Below are 17,043 nucleotides of genomic sequence, written 5' to 3'. Positions count from 1 at the left end.
CCTGGCGGGGCGGCCCGATAGCGAAAGGACAGCGTTTCTTGATGGATGCATCCGTCGGTCTGGCCCGGGAGACAGCCGCGAAAGGTGATGTGCGGGACTATATTGCCCTGCTCAAGCCGCGCGTCATGTCCCTGGTGGTCTTCTCCGGCCTGGCCGGACTGCTGGTGGCGCCTGGCACGCTGCACCCGTTGCTGATCGGTGTGGCGGTGCTCTGCATTGCCGTCGGCGCGGGCGCGGCCGGGGCCATCAACATGTGGTACGACCGTGACATCGATGCCGTGATGGAGCGCACTCGCGGGCGTCCGATTGTCCAGGGGCGGGTTGCTCCGGCAGATGCCCTGGCCTTCGGCGTGGTGCTCTCGCTGTTCTCGGTGATGCTGATGGGCCTGGCCGTGAACTGGACCGCGGCCGCACTGCTGGCTTTGGCCAATGCCTTCTATGTCTTCGTCTATACCGTCTGGCTCAAGCGCCGCACGCCGCAGAACATCGTGATCGGCGGCGCTGCCGGCGCCTTCCCGCCGATGATCGGCTGGGCCGCCGTTACCGGTGGCGTGTCGTTGGAATCGCTGGTGCTCTTCCTGCTGATCTTCCTCTGGACCCCGCCGCATTTCTGGGCACTGGCCCTCTATCGTTCCGACGACTATGCGCGAGCGGGGGTCCCGATGATGCCGGTGGTTGCCGGCGCCGACTCCACCCGCCGGCAGATACTGCTCTACACCCTGGTTCTGTTGCCGGTGGCTCTCCTGCCCACGATCCTGGGCACAGCGGGATGGGTCTACGGCGCAGCGGCGCTGGCCCTGGGTGGCCTGTTCGTGCTCTGCGCCGTCAGGGTCCTGCATGATGAAACGCATCGTGCGGCCAAGCAGATGTTCGCGTTTTCCATCCTCTATCTCTTCCTGCTGTTCGCGCTGCTGATCCTGGACCGGGCACCGGGCCTGCTGGGCGCGGCACCGCTGGCGTGAAGGGGGCGGCATGACGGCAGGCAAGCGGAACAAGCGCCCCGGCGATTCGGAGATGCACAAGGCCAAACGCGGCAAGAACCTGGCTGTTCTTGCCGCCCTGCTGGCCTTCATCGTGGTGGTCTACTTCGTCGCTCTCGTGCGGATGGGGGGCTGAGATGGCTGCCACGTCCAACAGGAACGGCTCCTCCAAGAACGGCAAGGTCGCCCTGCTGCTCTCGGGGATCGTCTTCGGCATGGTCGGCCTGTCCTTTGCGGCCGTTCCGCTCTATGAGCTGTTCTGTCAGGTCACCGGCTTTGGCGGCACCACCCAGCGCGCCGAGGGAACAGCTTCCGAGGTTTCGGAGCGGTTGGTGAAGGTGCGCTTCAATGCCGACGTGAACGGCGACCTGCCCTGGAGCTTCGCCGCGGAAGAGCGCGAGATGACTGTGCGGGTCGGGGAGAATCGCCTAGCCTTCTACAAAGCGACCAACGAGTCGAACCTGCCGGCTACCGGGGTGGCGACCTTCAACGTGACGCCGGCCAAGGCGGGACAGTACTTCAACAAGGTCCAGTGCTTCTGCTTCAACGAGCAGACGCTGCAGCCGGGCCAGGACATGGAGATGGGGGTCAGCTTTTTCGTCGATCCGGCGATCGAGGAGGATCCCAACCTGGACACCGTGAAGACCATCACGCTGTCCTATACCTTTTTCCGCAGCCTTGACGAGATCGAGGATCCGGAGGAGGAAATGGACATCAGTCGCGATGACGGGTCCGCCAACCTGGGCCGGATGGCCAGAGTGAACTGAATGAGCAACAGCGCGCTGCTTCCTGCGCAGGGCGGTGCCGACTGGGGGAACGAAGGAATATGAGCGAAGCACACGGCAAACCCAATCATCCTTATCATCTCGTCGATCCGAGTCCCTGGCCGCTGATCGGCGCGACGGCCGCCGGTGTGCTGGCCCTGGGGACGGTGTTCTTCATGCATGGCAATGGCGCCTGGCTGATGGTGCTGGGCCTGCTGATGGTGCTGGCCACCATGATCGGCTGGTGGGCCCAGGTGATCCGCGAGGCCGTTGTCGAAGGCCATCACACGCCCATCGTCCAGATCGGGCTGCGCTACGGCATGCTGCTGTTCATCGCCTCCGAGGTGATGTTCTTCGCGGCCTTCTTCTGGGCCTATTTCGACGCCAGCCTGTTCGCCGGCGAAGCGGCCCAGCAGGCGCGCGTGCAGCATACGGGAGGCGTCTGGCCGCCGGAAGGCGTGATCACCTTCAATCCCTGGGACCTGCCATTCCTGAACACCCTTATCCTGCTGCTGTCGGGCTGTACCGTCACCTGGGCGCACCACGCGCTGCGCGAAGGCGACCGCAAGGGCCTGCTGCAGGGCCTGGGACTGACGGTGATCCTGGGTCTGCTCTTCACCTCGCTGCAGGCCTATGAGTACAGCCATGCCGCCTTCGGTTTCAGTGACGGCATCTATTCCTCGACCTTCTTCATGGCGACCGGCTTTCACGGTTTCCACGTCATCATCGGCACGCTGTTCCTGGCGGTCTGCTGGCTGCGTGCCTATCGCGGTCACTTCAAGCCGGATCATCACTTCGGCTTCGAGGCCGCGGCCTGGTACTGGCACTTCGTGGACGTGGTCTGGCTGTTCCTGTTCGTCAGCATCTACTGGTGGGGCGCCGGCCCGACCCACTGAGGGAGATGAAATCGCTCGCCTGCCGGCGGCCGTGCCCGGCAGGCGGGTCTGGAGTTGGAAGATGTATCACAAGGCTGTCTCTCCGCTCGGCGCCGGCCTCTCGTGCCGCTGTCCGCGCTGTGGCCGGGGGCGCCTGTTCCATGGCTTCCTGGCGGTTGCCGAACGCTGTTCCTCCTGCAAGCTGGACCTGAGCAAAGCCGACAGCGGCGACGGCCCGGCCGTATTCCTGATCCTGATTCTGGGGGCCCTGCTGGTCCCTGCCGCGCTCTTGCTCGAGGTCTCGACGACACCGCCCCTGTGGGTTCACGCCCTCGTCTGGCCCGTGGTGATCACCCTGGTGGCCGTCTTGCTGCTGCGGCCCTTCAAGGCGACCATGATCGCCCTGCAGTATGCTCACAAGGCAAGCGATTCCGGCACCGAGAGGTACGACTGACACCTGTGGCTTCCCTGTTCTCGCGCTTCTCTTTCCGTCCGCGGCTCTGGCCCACCCTGCTGACGCTTCCGCTGCTGGTTGCCCTGTTGTCCCTCGGGGTCTGGCAGCTGGACCGTCTGGAGTGGAAAGAGGGCCTGATCGCCGACCTCGAAGCCCGCCGCGAAGCCGCGCCCATGGCGCTGGACGCGGCGCTGGAGTCACCAGGGGAGAACGAATACCGCTCGGTCACGCTGGAGGGTGACTATCGCCATGAGGGCGAGATCTACTGGCTGGCACGGACATACGAGTCGCGCAGCGGCTATCACATCCTGACCCCGATGCGTCTGGAGGACGGCCGTGAGATCCTGGTGGATCGCGGCTGGATGCCGGGGACCGAGCCGGAGGCCAATGCCGCGGACGCCCGTCGGCCCGAGGGGGACCGGGAGATCACCGCGGTCCTGCGCCTTGGGGGGTGGGACGGTCCCGACTGGCTGGGGGAGCTCCTGCGCCCCCAGAACCGGCCCGAGGCCAACGAATGGCTCTGGCCTGACCTGCCGGCAATGGCCGAAGCGGCAGGCATGGAACAGCCCGTGACAGAGGCCTATGTCACCCTGCTGCCGGCAGGAGGGGCGTCCGGCGAAGCCTCAGGCCTGCCCGTCGCCCAGGCACCCAGGGTCGACCTGAAGAACGATCACCTGAGCTATGCCATCACCTGGTTCACTCTGGCGGGCGCACTGGCGATCATCTATCTGCTGTTTCATCTTCGTCCGCGTCCTCCCGGTTCCGGGCCTCGGCCTTCCGGGCGGCCTGCTGGATGAACTCGATCACCTGCCGCGGCGTGCCCTGCAGGAAGGTCATGTCCACGTCGGCCCTGCTGCCGTCGCTGAGCACGATCTTGACGCCGCGCATGAGAAGCTGGCGCTTGGGACTGGCCTCCTCGACCTCGGGCCAGGACACCCAGTCCCGGTCCTGCCGGCGATCGAAGAAGCCCTCCTGGGTCAGCCTGAGAATCGGTCTCTCCAGGCGCTGCTCCAGCAGCAGCCGGACGACCAGGTAGCCCGGCATGGAAATCAGGATGACCGAGACCAGCCAGCTGATCTCGCCCTCCTCGCTGCCGCCGGAGGGGCCGACGATGGCGGCGATGCCGAAGAAGACCAGGGCCGCCAGGATCACCAGGTGAGAGACGACCTTGAGCCGGTCGAAGTTGAAATCGAGGCTGTCCGGCTGAGCGGCGCCCCGGGCGGAGGGCTTGGTGTTAAACAGCTGAAACTCCATTTACTTGTGTGAAAGCAAGGACGCAAAGGAAAGGATACAGAGTGTCCGCATATCAGCAACTGCAACAGCGTTTCAAGCGCCACGGCTGTCTGGAGGACGCACTGGCCGTCCTGCACTGGGACACGGCCACGAACATGCCCTCGGGTGGTGCCGAGGTGCGCTCGGAACAGTCCGCGGAACTGGAAGTCATGCAGCACGAGCTGCTGACCGCGCCGGAGACCGGCGATCTGTTGGCGCAGGCGGCCGAGGACGGCGAGCAGCTGGATGCCTGGCAGGTCTCGAACCTGCGCGAGATGCAGCGGCTCTGGCGCCATGCGACGGCGGTGCCGGCGGACCTGGTCGATGCGCTTTCGCGCGCGTCCCAGCGCTGCGAGATGATCTGGCGCGAGGCCCGGCCGGCCTCGAACTACGCGCAGGTTCAGCCGGCCCTGCAGGAGGTCCTGGACCTGACCCGGGACAAGGCGCGCGCCAAGGCCGACGCCCTGGGGTGCAGCCTGTACGATTCCCTGCTGGACCAGTACGAGCCGGGCGGCAGCTCGGCGCAGATCGACGGGATCTTCGATGACCTGGCGGGCTTCCTGCCCGACGTGCTGCCCCAGGTGCTGGAGCGGCAGGCGCGTGAGCCCGCGCCGCACCAGCCGCAAGGGCCGTTTCCCGTGGATCGGCAGGAGGCCCTGGGACGCCGCCTGATGAAGACGCTGGGCTTCGACTTCAATCACGGGCGGCTGGACCAATCGCTGCATCCCTTCTGCGGCGGCGTTCCCGACGACCTGCGCCTGACCACACGCTATGACGAGACCGATTTCGTCTCGTCCCTCATGGGCATCCTGCACGAGACTGGCCATGCGCTCTACGAGCGCGGGCTTCCGGTCGACTGGCGCCACCAGCCCGTGGGCCAGGCGCGCGGCATGGCGCTGCACGAGAGCCAGAGCCTGATGGTGGAGATGCAGGCCTGTCGCGGCGATGCCTTCCTCAGCTACCTGGCGCCCTTGCTGGCCGAGACATTCGGCGGACCGGCCGAGGTCTGGCAGTCCGAGAACCTGGCCCGGATCTATCGCCATGTGGAACCGGGCTTCATCCGTGTGGACGCCGACGAGGTGACCTATCCGGCCCATGTGATCCTGCGCTATCGCCTGGAGAAGGCCCTGATCGAGGGCGACATGGAGTTGGGCGAGCTGCCGGCGGCCTGGAACGCCGGGATGAAGGACCTGCTCGGTATCGAGCCGCCCGAGGATCGCCTGGGCTGCCTGCAGGACATCCACTGGTATGCAGGCGAATGGGGTTATTTCCCGACCTATACGCTGGGGGCCATGATTGCCGCCCAGCTGTTCGATGCCGCGCGTCGGGAGAATCCGCAGGTGGAAACGCACCTGGCCCAGGGGGACTTCTCCCCGCTGATGGGCTGGCTGAGGCAGAACGTGCATGCCTGGGGGTCCTTCATGGACACCAGCGATCTGGTGCAGAGGGTGACAGGGCGGCCGCTCGATGCGGAGGTCTTCAAGACCCACTTGCGTCAGCGCTACGTGGAAACCTGACTCTACCGGCCCCATGCACGTGACAGGCTTGCGGCCACCGGCCTGCGGCGACTAGAGTAGCCGACGCTTCAGACAGGCAGAGGACATCTTGCGCTATTTCTCAACCCGTGGCCGCGCGCCGGTCCTGAGTTTCGATGACGTGCTGCTGACGGGGCTGGCCCGCGACGGCGGACTCTACCTGCCGGAAAGCTGGCCGCAGCTGTCCCCGGACGACCTGCACCAGCTATCCGGGGCGCCCTATGCCGAGGTGGCCCGCCGGGTGATGGCTCCCTTCGTGGCCGGCTCGGTCATCGAGAAGGACTTCGGCCAGCTGGTCGAGGAGGCCTATGCCGGTTTCGAGCATGCCAGCGTGACGCCCTTGCGCCAGCTGGATCCGGATCTCTGGCTGATGGACCTGTTCCACGGGCCGACCCTGGCCTTCAAGGACGTGGCCCTGCAGCTGCTCGGGCGCCTGTTCGACGCCGTGCTCGAGGCACGCGGCGAGCGCCTGACCATCGTCGGCGCCACATCGGGCGATACCGGGTCGGCCGCCATCGAGGCCTGCCGCGACCGTGAGCGCGTGGATATCTTCATCCTGCACCCGCATGGCCGCACATCCGAGGTGCAGCGCCGCCAGATGACCACGGTGGAGGCCCCCAACGTGCACAACATCGCCGTCGAGGGCACCTTCGACGACTGCCAGGACCTGGTGAAGGCCATGTTCAACGACGGGGGGTTCCGGGATCGGCTGCAGCTGTCCGCGGTCAACTCCATCAACTGGGCACGCATCATGGCTCAGATCGTCTACTACGTGCAGGCGGCCGTCAGCCTGGGAGCGCCGGATCGGCGGGTCTCCTTCGCCGTGCCCACGGGCAACTTCGGCAACGTCTTCGCCGGCTATGCCGCACGGCGCATGGGGGTGCCGATCGAGCGGCTGGTGGTCGGCTCCAACCGCAACGACATCCTGACCCGCTTCTTCGAAAACGGGGTCATGGCGGTGGAGGACGTCTATCCGACCCTGTCGCCCTCCATGGACATCCAGGTATCCAGCAACTTCGAGCGCCTGCTTTGCGACCTCTATGAGCGCGATGGTGCGCGCGTGAACGCGACCCTGGAGGACTTCCGCAGGGAGGGGCGCTTCCGGATCGATCCCGCGCTGTTTGACGAGATGCCCTTCGAGGGCCATCGCCTGGACGACGAGGAAACCCTGGCGGAGATCCGGCGGGCATATCAGGCCTATGGCGCGCTGATCGATCCGCACACCGCCATTGGTGTGGCCGCGGCCCGCCGGGCACAGGCGCGCCGCGCGGAGGTGCCGAGTGTGGCCCTGGCCACCGCACACCCGGCGAAGTTCCCCGACGCCGTCCACAAAGCCACCGGCGTGCGGCCCGAATTGCCGGAGCGCCTGGCGGATCTCTACGAGCGCAGGGAGCACTATGTGACGCTGCCCAATGAACTCGGCCGACTGCAGACCTATATTCAGGGTCATGCGCGAATTACGAAGGATGCTGCATGACGGTACAGGTTTCCCAACTGGACAACGGACTCACAGTCGCCACGGATCACATGGAAGAGGCCGAGACGGTCTCTCTCGGTGTCTGGATCGGGGTCGGCACGCGCCATGAGGTGCCCGAGCAGAACGGTGTGGCACACCTGCTGGAACACATGATGTTCAAGGGCACCGAGCGGCGCAGTGCGCGCGCCATCGCCGAGGAGATCGAGGCGGTGGGCGGCCTGCTCAACGCCTACACGGGGCGCGAATCGACGGCCTATCACGCCAAGGTCCTGACCGAGGACATGCCGCTGGCGCTCGACCTGATCGCCGACATCCTGCAGAGCTCGCGTCACGACGGCACGGAACTGGAACGCGAGCGCTCCGTGGTGCTGCAGGAAATCGGCCAGGCCGAGGACACGCCCGACGACATCATCTTCGACCTGTTCCAGGAGACGGCCTATCCCGAGCAGGGCATCGGCCGGCCGGTGCTGGGGCGCCCCGATATTGTCCAGACACTGCAGCGTGATGACTTGATCGACTTCCAGAGCCAGCGCTATGGCGCCGAGCGCATGGTGCTCTCGGCCGCCGGCAAGGTGGATCACGAGGATTTCCTGGACCGTGCTGCGGCGGCCTTCGGCAGCCTTCCGCGCCACAGCAGCCGACCGCAGGAACCGGCCGTCTATCGCGGCGGCGACCTGCGCCTGCAGCGCGACCTGGAACAGGTCCATGTGCTGCTGGGCTTCGACGGTGTGGGCTACGACGATCCCGACTATTATGCCGCGGCGGTCTTCTCCTCGCTGCTGGGCGGCGGCATGTCCTCGCGCCTGTTCCAGGAGGTGCGCGAGACCCGCGGGCTGGTCTACAGCATCTTCGCCTTCCACGGCGGACAGAGCGACAGCGGCCTGTTCGGCGTCTATGCCGGGACCGGCGAGGCCGAGGCCGGCGAACTGCTGCCGGTGGTCTGCGACGAGATCCTGCGCGCCGGCCAGGAGCGCATTCCCGAGGAGGAGCTGCATCGGGCCAAGGCCCAGTTGAAGGCCAGTATCCTGATGGGGCGCGAACGCAGCGACAATCGTGCGGAACATCTGGCCAGCCAGCTGCTGGTCCACGGTCGGCCGCTGAGCGCGGCGGAGCTTGTCGCCAAGGTCGAAGCGGTCACGGAGCAGGATATCCAGCGCTTTGTCGCGCGGATGCTCACCGCAACGCCGACCCTGACCACCCTTGGCCCGATCTCGCGGGTGGCAAGCCATGACAGCGTGAGCGCGCGCCTCAAACCCGCCAGCGGGTCGGACGTGCGTCAGGCGGCAGGGGCCTGAGGTCGCGTCATGCTACGGCCTCTGTTCGGTGCCGAACCGGTCGGGCCCGTTCTTTCCACCCGGCGCCTGCTCCTGCGTATAGCGGAGAACGGCGACTACGAGCAGTGGGCCGATTTGCGCGAGCGCAGCCGCTCTTTCCTGAAACCCTGGGAGCCGACCTGGCCGCCGGACTGCCTGAGCCGCCGGGCCTTTCGTGCCCGTGTCCGCCAGGCCGTGATGGATGCGCGCGAGGACACGGCCTATTCCTTCCTGATCTTCCGGCGCCGGGACGAGGCCCTGCTGGGCGGTGTGACGATCGGCCATTTGCGGCGCGGAGCGGCCCAGAGTGCCAGCATCGGCTACTGGATCGGCGTGGATCATGCGCGGCGGGGCTATATGGCAGAAGCGCTGGGTGTCGTGCTGCGGTTTTCCTTCGATTCCCTGAAGCTCAACCGGGTGGAGGCGGCCTGCCTGCCGCACAACACGGCCAGCCGGAGATTGCTGGAGAAGGTCGGTTTCGTCGAGGAGGGGCTGGCGCGGGACTACTTCCGCATCGACGGTGCCTGGCAGGATCACGTTCTCTACGCCTTCCTGGAACGCGACCGGCGGAGCCAGGGGCGGGCCGCGGCGATCGCCGAGGCGGCCCAGAAGGAGGCCTAGTGGTCTGACCCCGACGCGTCGAACCCGTACCTGTGGTCCGTGCCGATCATGGTGCGTGGGACCGCAATTGGACGAAGCTATTTCACCGCGTTCGCACCAACGGTCACTTTCTGCGCTTTGCGTCCTCTACGAACCGTAGCCTCGGCCGGTATCAGTCGTTGCCGCAGATGCCCGTCGGTCAAGTGAACGATGCCGGCCGCTTGTGGCTTCTGTCGACTGACAGCGAGAATATGTCGGGACGGGAATAGTGGCCGCTGGCGTCGAATTTCCGGCGCGAGGCGCGGGCGTCGGAGACGTCGATCTCGACCGAAAGCAGCCCCTTTTCGCGGTGCATCGGACCGGCGGCGATCCCGCCGAAGGGCTTGTAGACCACAGCATCGCCGGGGTTCACCCATTCATCCTTGTTCGGAAACAGAATGTCGTAGTGCGGGATGTCCGTGGGAATGTCCGACACCTCCAGAGCCGTCGCGCATCCGACCACCCAACAGCCGCCTTCGCGGGCGATATGCTGCATCGTGGCCAACCATGTCTCGCCGCTGTCCCAGGTCGGTGCGATATAGATATCGATGTTCTGGGCATAGAGCGCGAAACGCGCCAGTGGCATGTAGCTTTCCCAGCAGATGAGAGCACCGATCCGCCCCACCGCTGTTTCGACTACAGTGAGGCCCGACCCGTCGCCAAAACCCCAGATCATGCGCTCCGGGTTGGTGGGCATCAGTTTGCGGTGGTTGTTCGCGATGGAGCCATCGGCATCAATGGTTATGCAGGAATTGAACAGGGTCGACCCCGACACCTCGCCGTCGACTTCTTGATAACCGGCCACAATCACCATCTCATGCTCGGCGGCGGCTTCCTGCAAGGGGACCATGCCATTGCGGCTCAGATCGACGGAATTGGCTTGCAACAGGGCGAACAATTCGTCTGTCTTGCCCATATCGGCACCTGGTGACAGGCGCCAAGCAAAGGTCGGATAGCCGGGAAACCAAGCCTCGGGGAAGACCAGCAGCCGGGCGCCTTCGCTGGCGGCTCGTGCGACCAACCCGACGGCCCGCTCTATGCTGCCAGCAAGGTTCAGATAGACAGGCGGTTCCTGCACGATTGCGATTTTGGTCATCGGTTTTTCCTTTTTGTGATTCATTAGGGTGTACTCACCTGTTCCGGCAGAGAGTCCTGAGCCTGGGCAGTGGGCGGGGCATCATGCTGACCCGCGGCATGGATCAGGCGACTTTCCTTCCGGTGGCAACAAGCATCTCGCATGGCGCTTCGAACCGGCCATCCTTTTCGAAAGCGCGTAGCGCTTCCTCGATTTCGTCCCAGGCGTCGTCTGTTCGGGCGCAGCGAACCCTGCGAGCATCTGATGCAAGGCTCCAAAACGTTCCTTTACGAATTGCAGGCATTCCTGAGCCGAGCCCAGTTGGACCGGCGCCGCGACACGCTCTACTTCGACGCCGGTAAAGCCCGCCTCTCGCAACCTGCTGGCCAGCATGTCGGGGTCGCCTAGCGAGAAAGGCCCAGGCTGGCCCGGGAGCGGCGCGGGCAGCGCAGCGCGGCGGCGGATGATGCCGACCGGTACTGAGAGGAAGCCGTTGAGATCGGCCTCGGCATAGGTGATCGCACCGATCCGGCCGCCGACGCGCAACTGCGCGTGCATGCCCGTCAGCGCCTTGTGCTGGTCTGGAAAATAGATCAGGCCGACACGCGATATAACGGCATCGAAAAGCTCGGCCTCGATCCAGTCGACATCCTCGCCGTCAAGCACTTGGGTCTCGATATGAGAGATGCCAGCAAAGTCGGCATTGGCTTTGGCATGTTTGAGGATACTTGCCGGCAAATCGGTTGCCAGCACATGACCCGAGGGACCGACACGCTTTGCCGCGTTGAGTGTCTGGCTTCCAGCGCTGGCCGCGATATTCCGAATGCGGCTTCCTTGTGTCAGGCCCATTTTGTCGAGCATCAGTTCGGTCGATGGGCCAACCACCTGTCCAGAAGCGGTGTCCATCGGTTCCAGGCATCGGGGGCTTCATCCCACTGGCGGCGAGTGGCTTGCTTGAATGAGGCGGGATCGAAGACTTTCGTTGCGGTTGTCATTTTACTCTCCTTTGTGGGCCTAGCCCGATGGACAGGCACTATTCCGCTACTTGCTCGCCGGACCCGCCGATTTCGGCTGGAAAGTCCTTGAATTTGGGCAGGCCGTCCCGCATCGGCAGCACGGTCTCGGCGTAGTTCACATGTACGCTAGGTTCGAAGGCCAAACTGGGTATCGCCGCTGCAAAGACATCGGTGACACCCCATTCCGGGTGATCCGTCATGATGTGTCCGCCGCAGTTTTCGCAGAACTGACGCTTCGAGTTCGGCACACCGGCATATTCGCCGACGAGATCCTGACCTTTGGTGATCCGCACGCTTCCCGATTTCCAAAGGCTGAATGCATTCACCGGCCCCGCCGACCAGACGCGGCAGGACGTGCAGTGGCAATAGCCCATCCCTACCGGCGTGCCGGAAACTTCGATTTCAACACTGCCGCAAAAGCAGGTTCCTTTGTGTGTCGTGGTCATGGTCTGTCTCCCTGGTGTTCAAAGGGCACCACCAGAATCGCCGCAATGGCCGTGCCGCGATAGTCCAGAAACTGTACTAGATTGGGCCGAACATTCCGCATAGGCTCGAACAATCATCTTTCCAAACAAGAAAGAGGCCTTTCATGCGTGGCAGTTACGGTCAGTTTTGCCCGGTTTCGATGGCTTCGGAGGTCTTGTGCGCGCGCTGGACGCCGCTTTTGATCAGGGAGTTCCTGTGCGGCAGCACGCGGTTCAACGATCTTCGGCGCGGCCTACCGCGGATGTCACCAACGCTGTTGTCAAAGCGGTTGGGAGAATTGGAGGCGGTAGGTATTATTCAGTCTGCCAAGGGCGGCCAGGGCGTTAAGGAGTATCGCCTGACAAAGGCCGGAGAAGAGCTTCGTCCGCTTATCATGGGGATCGGTGCATGGGGGCAAAGATGGGTGGAAAGCGAAATTTCCCTCAACAATCTCGATCCCGAACTGCTGATATGGGATATGCATCGTTTCCTGAATATCGATCCCCTGCCGGAGCGCCGGGTTTGCCTCCAGTTCGTGTTCAGCAATCTTCCAAAAGCCCGGCAGAACTATTGGTTGTTGGTCGATCCGCAATCCGGTGTTGAGGCCTGCTATTCCGATCCAGGCTATGACATTGATCTCTACTCCGAATGCAGCCTGCGGACCATGACCGCGATCTGGATGGGCCTGGACACGATTGAAAAAGCGGTGAGCGATGGAAAGCTGGAACTGACCGGCCCACGTGAGATCGCCGCCCGAATGCAGGAATGGCTTGGCCTCAGCCCCTTTGCTCATGAAGAACGGATGGCTAACTAATGCTCGCAGCTGACATCAAAGGCGGACATCGTTGCACACTGCATGAATGACCGGTGTAGGTTTACTGCGCCAACCGCAATTTCGGCTTCCGGGGGCACCCATATAGGCGATGTGCAGGATGTTGCTGTATGGACTGGGAGCTGCCCTCAACCACGCTTCTTGTCGGAGCAGGCGGTGTCAGGCGTGGCCGGCCGCGCCTGACAGCTTGCTGACATCGAAGCCCAGCTTGCCGATGGCCTTGTTCCACTTCTCGTCCAGGTCGGGCTCGAAGATCAGGCCGGGATCCGGTGTCACGGTCAACCAGCCGTTGGCCTGCATCTCCTGATCCAGCTGGCCGGCGTCCCAGCCGGCATAGCCCAGCGCCAGCAGGCTGTGCTGCGGGCCCTGGCCGTTAGCCATGTCGCGCAGGATATCCACGGTGGCGGTCAGGGCCACGTCGTCGCGAATCTGCAGGCTGCTGTCCTGGAGGTATTCGGAACTGTGCAGGACGAACCCGCGGCCGGTTTCCACCGGCCCGCCGAAATGCACGCGGATGGTTTCATCCACGTTGCTGTTGTCGATGTCCAACTGTTGCAGCAGATCGGGAAAGGTCAGAGATTCGACCAGACGATTGATAACGATGCCCATTGCGCCTTCTGCGTTATGGGCGCACAGGTAGATGACGCTGCGCTCGAACCGCGGGTCGCTCATGCCCGGCATGGCCACGAGAAGCTGGCCTTCTAGGGAATGGGCTTGTTCTGTCTCTGAGGAAGTCATACTGAAAACCGGTCTCCTGCACTGTTTCTCAGCCGCCTCACGCGACGCTTCGCCACGTGTCTGCTGTCTTGCTGGATAACGGCTGTGGCACCATGATTATACAGATAGTGCTTCCAAGCGTTAACGCCAGGGACAGCCGTGGCAAGGAATAAATTTCTCGTGCAGGCCTCTTGCAAGCCGTGGACCCTCCTGGCGTGGCTGCTCTGCGCCCTGTTGCTGCCTCTCTCGGGAGCTCTGGCGGCCGCCGGTGATTGGGTGGAGAACGAACACAGCCGAATTCGCCTGATCTCGGCCCAAAATGCCGTTGGCGACTCCGAAACACTCTCCCTGGGCGTTCAGATCGAGCTCGATCCAGGCTGGAAGACCTACTGGCGCTCGCCGGGAGACGCCGGCTATCCCCTCAGCCTGGACTGGGGCGGTTCGGAGAACCTGAAGGAGGCACGGCTGGACTGGCCGGTGCCGCATCGTTTCGAGCTGTTCGACCTGCAGACCTTCGGCTACGAGGACGAGGTGGTCTTCCCCCTGAGCGTGGTGCCGGAGGATCTGGGCGAACCCGTGCGCCTGAATGCCACGGCGGATTATCTGGTCTGCGAGGAGGTCTGCGTTCCCTTCGCGGAAGAGCTGGAGCTGTCCCTGCCTGGCGGAGAGGCGGGACCGGCCCGTGAGGCCTTCCTGATCGAACTCTTCCGGTCGCGCGTGCCCAAGGGCCCCGACGAGAGCCCCCTGCACATAGAACAGGCGACATTTGCCGCCCAGGAGGGCGGCGGACGCCTGGTGGTGGAGGCCGCCGCCGAGCGGGCAATGACGGCCCCGGACCTGCTGGTCGAGGGGGCGGAGGGGTATCGCTTCGGCAAGCCGGAGGTGACGCTGGAGAACGAGGGACGTGCGGCACGGCTGATCCTGCCGGTCACCGCGAGTCCTTCCTCGGAGCAAGAAGAGCTGAGCGGGCGAGAGTTGACCCTGACCCTGACGGACCAGGATCACGGGCTGGAACAGCGCGTGGCGCTCTCTGCAGCAACGGATCCGATGGCTGCTGCGGCCACGGCTGATACGCTGCTGCTTTACGCCGGCATCGCCCTGTTAGGGGGACTGATCCTGAACGTCATGCCCTGCGTCCTGCCGGTGCTCTCGATCAAGCTCCTGTCCCTGGTGCGCCACGGCGGCGGCGAGCGCCGGCGGATCCGCCTGTCCTTCCTGGCCAGCACGGCGGGCATCCTGTCCTTCTTCCTGCTGCTGGCCCTGGGGGCCATTGCCTTGAAGGCGGCCGGTGCCTCCGTCGGCTGGGGCATCCAGTTCCAGCAGCCGCTGTTCCTTGCGGCCATCGCGCTGGTGCTGGTGCTGTTCGCCGCCAATCTCTTCGACCTGTTCGAGATCCGGCTTCCGGGGCGTCTCACCAGCGTGGCGGCAGGCGCAGGACAGGGCCGCGAGGGCTTCCTGGGCGCCTATCTGACGGGGGCCTTTGCGGCGATTCTGGCCACGCCCTGTTCGGCCCCCTTCGTCGGCACCGCCGTCGGCTTCGCGCTGACCCGCGGGCCGCTGGAGATCCTGGCGATCTTCCTGGCGCTGGGGGTGGGACTTGCGCTGCCCTACCTGCTGGTGGCGGCCTGGCCCGCCCTGGCCGCCGCCCTGCCGAAGCCGGGACGCTGGATGATCGTGTTGCGCCGGATCCTGGCGCTGGCCCTGCTGGCCAGCGCTCTCTGGGTGCTGTCTGTGCTGGCCGTGCAGCTTTCGTCCCTGGCGGCCTGGCTGGTCGGTATCCAGTTCGGATTGCTGCTCCTGGTGCTCTGGTTGCGTCACAGGTCCCGCCTGCCGTACGCACCGGCTGTCGGCATGGCGAGCATTATTGCTCTGGGGGCTTTGGGGATTGCCCTGCCGGGCATGCCCTTCGGGCAGGGATCAGGCGCGCCGGCGGCGGAGTCGCAGGACACGGCTGCCGGCGAGATCGCCTGGCGCGAGCTGGTGCCCGAGGAGATTGCCGGACAGGTCGACGCCGGTCATGTGGTCTTTGTCGACGTGACGGCGGAATGGTGCATCACCTGCCAGGTCAACAAGTCGCTGGTGCTCGACCGAGAGCGGGTTGTCGACCTGCTGGGGCAGGATCAGGTGGTGGCCATGCGCGGGGACTGGACGAAGCCGGACGACGAGATATCTGATTACCTGGCACGCCACGGGCGCTACGGCATTCCCTTCAACATTGTCTATGGCCCGGCGGCGCCCGAGGGGATCGTGCTGCCCGAGGTCCTGAGCGAGACGGCTGTGCTGGAAGCCCTGCGGAAAGCCGGGGGCGATACCCTGGCCGAGCTGCAGTGACCGCTTGGGGGCAGAAGGCTTGGCAGCACCGGATCTCTCGCCTAGGTTCGCCTGCGCAAAACTCGATCCGCCATGTCCGCATGGCACAGACAAAAGGGGAAAATGGAAGATGACCATCTCTGTGGGGGAACAGCTGCCCAGCGGAAAGCTCTGGATGAAGACCGAGGACGGCATACAGGAGATCGACACCGACGAATTCTTCGCCGACAAGAAGGTCGTGGTCTTCGCCCTGCCGGGGGCCTTTACGCCGACCTGCTCGGCCAAGCACCTGCCGGGCTACATCGAGCATGCGCAGGCGTTCTTCGACAAGGGTGTGGATGCCATCATCTGCCTGTCGGTCAACGATGCCTTCGTCATGGACGCCTGGGGCAAGGATCAGAAGGTGGACGACAAGATCCTGATGATGGCTGACGGCAACGCCGACTTCTCCAAGGCCCTGGGCCTGTCCATGGATGTCAGCGCCCGCGGCATGGGCATTCGCTCCCAGCGTTATTCCATGCTGGTGGAGAATGGCGTGGTGAAGCTGCTGAACGTGGAAGAGCCGGGCGCCTTCGAGGTCTCCGGTGCCGAGGCCATGCTGCGCGCTTTGTAGGACACAGTAACAGGATATACGTCATTGACGCATATCCTGTTACTGGATTATCCTTTTCATGGTTCGTCGGCAAACGGTGGTGGAAACACCGGCATTCCTTTCTGCGGCCAAAGGAGTCTTGTCCGAGCAGGAAAGGAAAGCGCTTGTCGATTTGTTGGCCAGCCATCCGCAATCGGGAGCCTCCCTTGGAGGAGGTATTCGGAAACTGCGGATTCCTCGTGCCGGCCGCGGAAAGAGCGGTGGAGCCCGAGTGGTTTTCCTGTTTGCAGATGAATCCCTACCGATTTTCCTGCTGACAGTGTTTGCCAAGAACGAAAAGGCAAACCTGACACAGTCCGAACAAGCTCGATTGATATCCATGGCAAAGCAGATGATTACATCCTATCGGAGCCGCAAATGACCAAAGCTTTTGAAAAGATCAAGTCGGGGTTAGAGGATGCAGAGGCTTACCTTGTGGGGAATGTCGATGGAGCAAAGGTTCATCAGATAGATGTCCCGGACCCCGATGTTGCGGCAATTCGCGCAAAGACAGGGCTTTCACAGACGGTATTTGCAAGGAGCATCGGGGTTGCACCGGGGACATTGCGTGGCTGGGAACAGGGGCGTCGTCATCCTGAAGGTCCGGCCCGTGTGTTGCTGGCCCTGATCGACAAGCGTCCGGGGATCGTCCAGGAAGAACTCGAAGACGCTTGATTTGGCCTTCAAT

Annotated in this window: 20 protein-coding genes; 15 read left to right on the top strand and 5 right to left on the bottom strand. The window is 64.1% G+C overall.

Features of this window, described 5'->3' with window-relative positions; all coding sequences use genetic code 11:
* The first annotated feature begins 41 nt into the window (after positions 1-41).
* The 6 genes from ACFOW6_RS02915 to ACFOW6_RS02890 all read left to right on the top strand — a co-directional run bounded on the left by ACFOW6_RS02915 (position 42) and on the right by ACFOW6_RS02890 (position 3,870).
* On the top strand, positions 42-962 hold the full coding sequence (locus ACFOW6_RS02915; RefSeq protein WP_382421006.1) for a heme o synthase: 921 nt from the start codon (positions 42-44) through the stop codon (positions 960-962).
* Between the two features lie 10 nt (positions 963-972).
* Positions 973-1,116 carry a hypothetical protein gene (locus ACFOW6_RS02910; RefSeq protein WP_382420826.1) on the top strand — a complete coding sequence of 48 codons (144 nt, stop codon included), beginning with the start codon at positions 973-975 and terminating at the stop codon, positions 1,114-1,116.
* Position 1,117: 1 nt separating this feature from the next.
* On the top strand, positions 1,118-1,747 hold the full coding sequence (locus tag ACFOW6_RS02905; protein WP_382420825.1) for a cytochrome c oxidase assembly protein: 630 nt from the start codon (positions 1,118-1,120) through the stop codon (positions 1,745-1,747).
* Positions 1,748-1,806: 59 nt separating this feature from the next.
* Positions 1,807-2,640 carry a cytochrome c oxidase subunit 3 gene (locus tag ACFOW6_RS02900; protein WP_382420824.1) on the top strand — a complete coding sequence of 278 codons (834 nt, stop codon included), beginning with the start codon at positions 1,807-1,809 and terminating at the stop codon, positions 2,638-2,640.
* A 61-nt stretch (positions 2,641-2,701) separates the two neighbouring features.
* Positions 2,702-3,073, top strand: coding sequence for a DUF983 domain-containing protein (locus ACFOW6_RS02895; protein WP_382420823.1), 372 nt, complete (start codon positions 2,702-2,704; stop codon positions 3,071-3,073).
* Positions 3,074-3,078: 5 nt separating this feature from the next.
* Positions 3,079-3,870 (top strand): SURF1 family protein, encoded by a 792-nt coding sequence (locus ACFOW6_RS02890; protein WP_382420822.1) that lies wholly within the window; start codon positions 3,079-3,081, stop codon positions 3,868-3,870.
* Here ACFOW6_RS02890 and ACFOW6_RS02885 read toward each other — a convergent pair.
* Positions 3,794-4,327, bottom strand: coding sequence for a hypothetical protein (locus ACFOW6_RS02885; protein WP_382420821.1), 534 nt, complete (start codon positions 4,325-4,327; stop codon positions 3,794-3,796). The two genes, ACFOW6_RS02890 and ACFOW6_RS02885, sit on opposite strands and share 77 nt — an antisense overlap.
* Before the next feature lie 41 nt (positions 4,328-4,368).
* Here ACFOW6_RS02885 and ACFOW6_RS02880 point away from each other — a divergent pair, with 41 nt between their 5' ends.
* The 4 genes from ACFOW6_RS02880 to ACFOW6_RS02865 all read left to right on the top strand — a co-directional run bounded on the left by ACFOW6_RS02880 (position 4,369) and on the right by ACFOW6_RS02865 (position 9,291).
* The gene (locus ACFOW6_RS02880; RefSeq protein ID WP_382420820.1) at positions 4,369-5,862 is read left to right on the top strand and encodes a carboxypeptidase M32; all 1,494 of its coding nucleotides are present in this window, start codon (positions 4,369-4,371) and stop codon (positions 5,860-5,862) included.
* 88 nt (positions 5,863-5,950) lie between these two features.
* Positions 5,951-7,357: a threonine synthase gene (thrC, locus tag ACFOW6_RS02875; protein ID WP_382420819.1), complete on the top strand. Its 1,407-nt coding sequence runs from the start codon at positions 5,951-5,953 to the stop codon at positions 7,355-7,357.
* On the top strand, positions 7,354-8,652 hold the full coding sequence (locus ACFOW6_RS02870) for a M16 family metallopeptidase (protein WP_382420818.1): 1,299 nt from the start codon (positions 7,354-7,356) through the stop codon (positions 8,650-8,652). Before thrC ends, ACFOW6_RS02870 begins: the two co-directional genes overlap by 4 nt.
* 9 nt (positions 8,653-8,661) lie before the next feature.
* Positions 8,662-9,291: a GNAT family N-acetyltransferase gene (locus ACFOW6_RS02865; RefSeq protein ID WP_382420817.1), complete on the top strand. Its 630-nt coding sequence runs from the start codon at positions 8,662-8,664 to the stop codon at positions 9,289-9,291.
* A gap of 178 nt (positions 9,292-9,469) precedes the next feature.
* Here ACFOW6_RS02865 and ACFOW6_RS02860 read toward each other — a convergent pair whose 3' ends face one another.
* The 3 genes from ACFOW6_RS02860 to ACFOW6_RS02850 all read right to left on the bottom strand — a co-directional run bounded on the left by ACFOW6_RS02860 (position 9,470) and on the right by ACFOW6_RS02850 (position 11,846).
* Positions 9,470-10,405 (bottom strand): carbon-nitrogen hydrolase family protein, encoded by a 936-nt coding sequence (locus ACFOW6_RS02860; protein WP_382420816.1) that lies wholly within the window; start codon positions 10,403-10,405, stop codon positions 9,470-9,472.
* 81 nt (positions 10,406-10,486) lie between these two features.
* Positions 10,487-11,290: a class I SAM-dependent methyltransferase gene (locus ACFOW6_RS02855; protein ID WP_382420815.1), complete on the bottom strand. Its 804-nt coding sequence runs from the start codon at positions 11,288-11,290 to the stop codon at positions 10,487-10,489.
* 127 nt (positions 11,291-11,417) lie between these two features.
* Positions 11,418-11,846, bottom strand: a complete 429-nt coding sequence (locus tag ACFOW6_RS02850; RefSeq protein ID WP_382420814.1) for a GFA family protein — start codon at positions 11,844-11,846, stop codon at positions 11,418-11,420.
* 143 nt (positions 11,847-11,989) lie between these two features.
* Between ACFOW6_RS02850 and ACFOW6_RS02845 the strand changes: the two genes are divergently transcribed.
* Positions 11,990-12,679 carry a winged helix-turn-helix transcriptional regulator gene (locus tag ACFOW6_RS02845; protein ID WP_382420813.1) on the top strand — a complete coding sequence of 230 codons (690 nt, stop codon included), beginning with the start codon at positions 11,990-11,992 and terminating at the stop codon, positions 12,677-12,679.
* A 177-nt stretch (positions 12,680-12,856) separates the two neighbouring features.
* Here the strand turns inward: ACFOW6_RS02845 and ACFOW6_RS02840 are convergent, their stop codons facing one another.
* Positions 12,857-13,435: a YqgE/AlgH family protein gene (locus ACFOW6_RS02840; protein ID WP_382420812.1), complete on the bottom strand. Its 579-nt coding sequence runs from the start codon at positions 13,433-13,435 to the stop codon at positions 12,857-12,859.
* 159 nt (positions 13,436-13,594) lie between these two features.
* On the opposite strand from ACFOW6_RS02840, the gene ACFOW6_RS02835 reads away from it, so the two are divergent.
* From ACFOW6_RS02835 to ACFOW6_RS02820, 4 genes are all read left to right on the top strand, one after another.
* Positions 13,595-15,745 (top strand): protein-disulfide reductase DsbD family protein, encoded by a 2,151-nt coding sequence (locus tag ACFOW6_RS02835; protein WP_382420811.1) that lies wholly within the window; start codon positions 13,595-13,597, stop codon positions 15,743-15,745.
* A gap of 109 nt (positions 15,746-15,854) precedes the next feature.
* On the top strand, positions 15,855-16,337 hold the full coding sequence (locus ACFOW6_RS02830) for a peroxiredoxin (protein WP_382420810.1): 483 nt from the start codon (positions 15,855-15,857) through the stop codon (positions 16,335-16,337).
* Positions 16,338-16,395: 58 nt separating this feature from the next.
* Complete coding sequence (locus tag ACFOW6_RS02825) at positions 16,396-16,737, top strand: type II toxin-antitoxin system RelE/ParE family toxin (RefSeq protein ID WP_382420809.1); 342 nt, start codon at positions 16,396-16,398, stop codon at positions 16,735-16,737.
* A complete protein-coding gene (locus ACFOW6_RS02820; protein ID WP_382420808.1) occupies positions 16,734-17,030 on the top strand; it encodes a helix-turn-helix domain-containing protein in 297 nt (98 codons plus the stop codon). Before ACFOW6_RS02825 ends, ACFOW6_RS02820 begins: the two co-directional genes overlap by 4 nt.
* Positions 17,031-17,043 lie beyond the last annotated feature (13 nt).

Source organism: Fodinicurvata halophila (genome assembly GCF_042651425.1).
Taxonomy (GTDB): domain Bacteria; phylum Pseudomonadota; class Alphaproteobacteria; order Kiloniellales; family DSM-21159; genus Fodinicurvata; species Fodinicurvata halophila.
This window is presented reverse-complemented; position numbering and strand designations above follow the sequence as displayed.

Excerpts from the sequence above, each read along its gene's own strand:
- ACFOW6_RS02915 (WP_382421006.1), top strand. The coding sequence starts at position 42 with ATGGATGCATCCGTCGGTCTGGCCCGGGAGACAGCCGCGAAAGGTGAT.
- ACFOW6_RS02910 (WP_382420826.1), top strand. The coding sequence starts at position 973 with ATGACGGCAGGCAAGCGGAACAAGCGCCCCGGCGATTCGGAGATGCAC.
- ACFOW6_RS02905 (WP_382420825.1), top strand. The coding sequence starts at position 1,118 with ATGGCTGCCACGTCCAACAGGAACGGCTCCTCCAAGAACGGCAAGGTC.
- ACFOW6_RS02900 (WP_382420824.1), top strand. The coding sequence starts at position 1,807 with ATGAGCGAAGCACACGGCAAACCCAATCATCCTTATCATCTCGTCGAT.
- ACFOW6_RS02895 (WP_382420823.1), top strand. The coding sequence starts at position 2,702 with ATGTATCACAAGGCTGTCTCTCCGCTCGGCGCCGGCCTCTCGTGCCGC.
- ACFOW6_RS02885 (WP_382420821.1), bottom strand. The coding sequence starts at position 4,327 with ATGGAGTTTCAGCTGTTTAACACCAAGCCCTCCGCCCGGGGCGCCGCT.
- ACFOW6_RS02870 (WP_382420818.1), top strand. The coding sequence starts at position 7,354 with ATGACGGTACAGGTTTCCCAACTGGACAACGGACTCACAGTCGCCACG.
- ACFOW6_RS02865 (WP_382420817.1), top strand. The coding sequence starts at position 8,662 with ATGCTACGGCCTCTGTTCGGTGCCGAACCGGTCGGGCCCGTTCTTTCC.
- ACFOW6_RS02860 (WP_382420816.1), bottom strand. The coding sequence starts at position 10,405 with ATGACCAAAATCGCAATCGTGCAGGAACCGCCTGTCTATCTGAACCTT.
- ACFOW6_RS02855 (WP_382420815.1), bottom strand. The coding sequence starts at position 11,290 with ATGGACACCGCTTCTGGACAGGTGGTTGGCCCATCGACCGAACTGATG.
- ACFOW6_RS02850 (WP_382420814.1), bottom strand. The coding sequence starts at position 11,846 with ATGACCACGACACACAAAGGAACCTGCTTTTGCGGCAGTGTTGAAATC.
- ACFOW6_RS02845 (WP_382420813.1), top strand. The coding sequence starts at position 11,990 with ATGCGTGGCAGTTACGGTCAGTTTTGCCCGGTTTCGATGGCTTCGGAG.
- ACFOW6_RS02840 (WP_382420812.1), bottom strand. The coding sequence starts at position 13,435 with ATGACTTCCTCAGAGACAGAACAAGCCCATTCCCTAGAAGGCCAGCTT.
- ACFOW6_RS02830 (WP_382420810.1), top strand. The coding sequence starts at position 15,855 with ATGACCATCTCTGTGGGGGAACAGCTGCCCAGCGGAAAGCTCTGGATG.
- ACFOW6_RS02825 (WP_382420809.1), top strand. The coding sequence starts at position 16,396 with ATGGTTCGTCGGCAAACGGTGGTGGAAACACCGGCATTCCTTTCTGCG.
- ACFOW6_RS02820 (WP_382420808.1), top strand. The coding sequence starts at position 16,734 with ATGACCAAAGCTTTTGAAAAGATCAAGTCGGGGTTAGAGGATGCAGAG.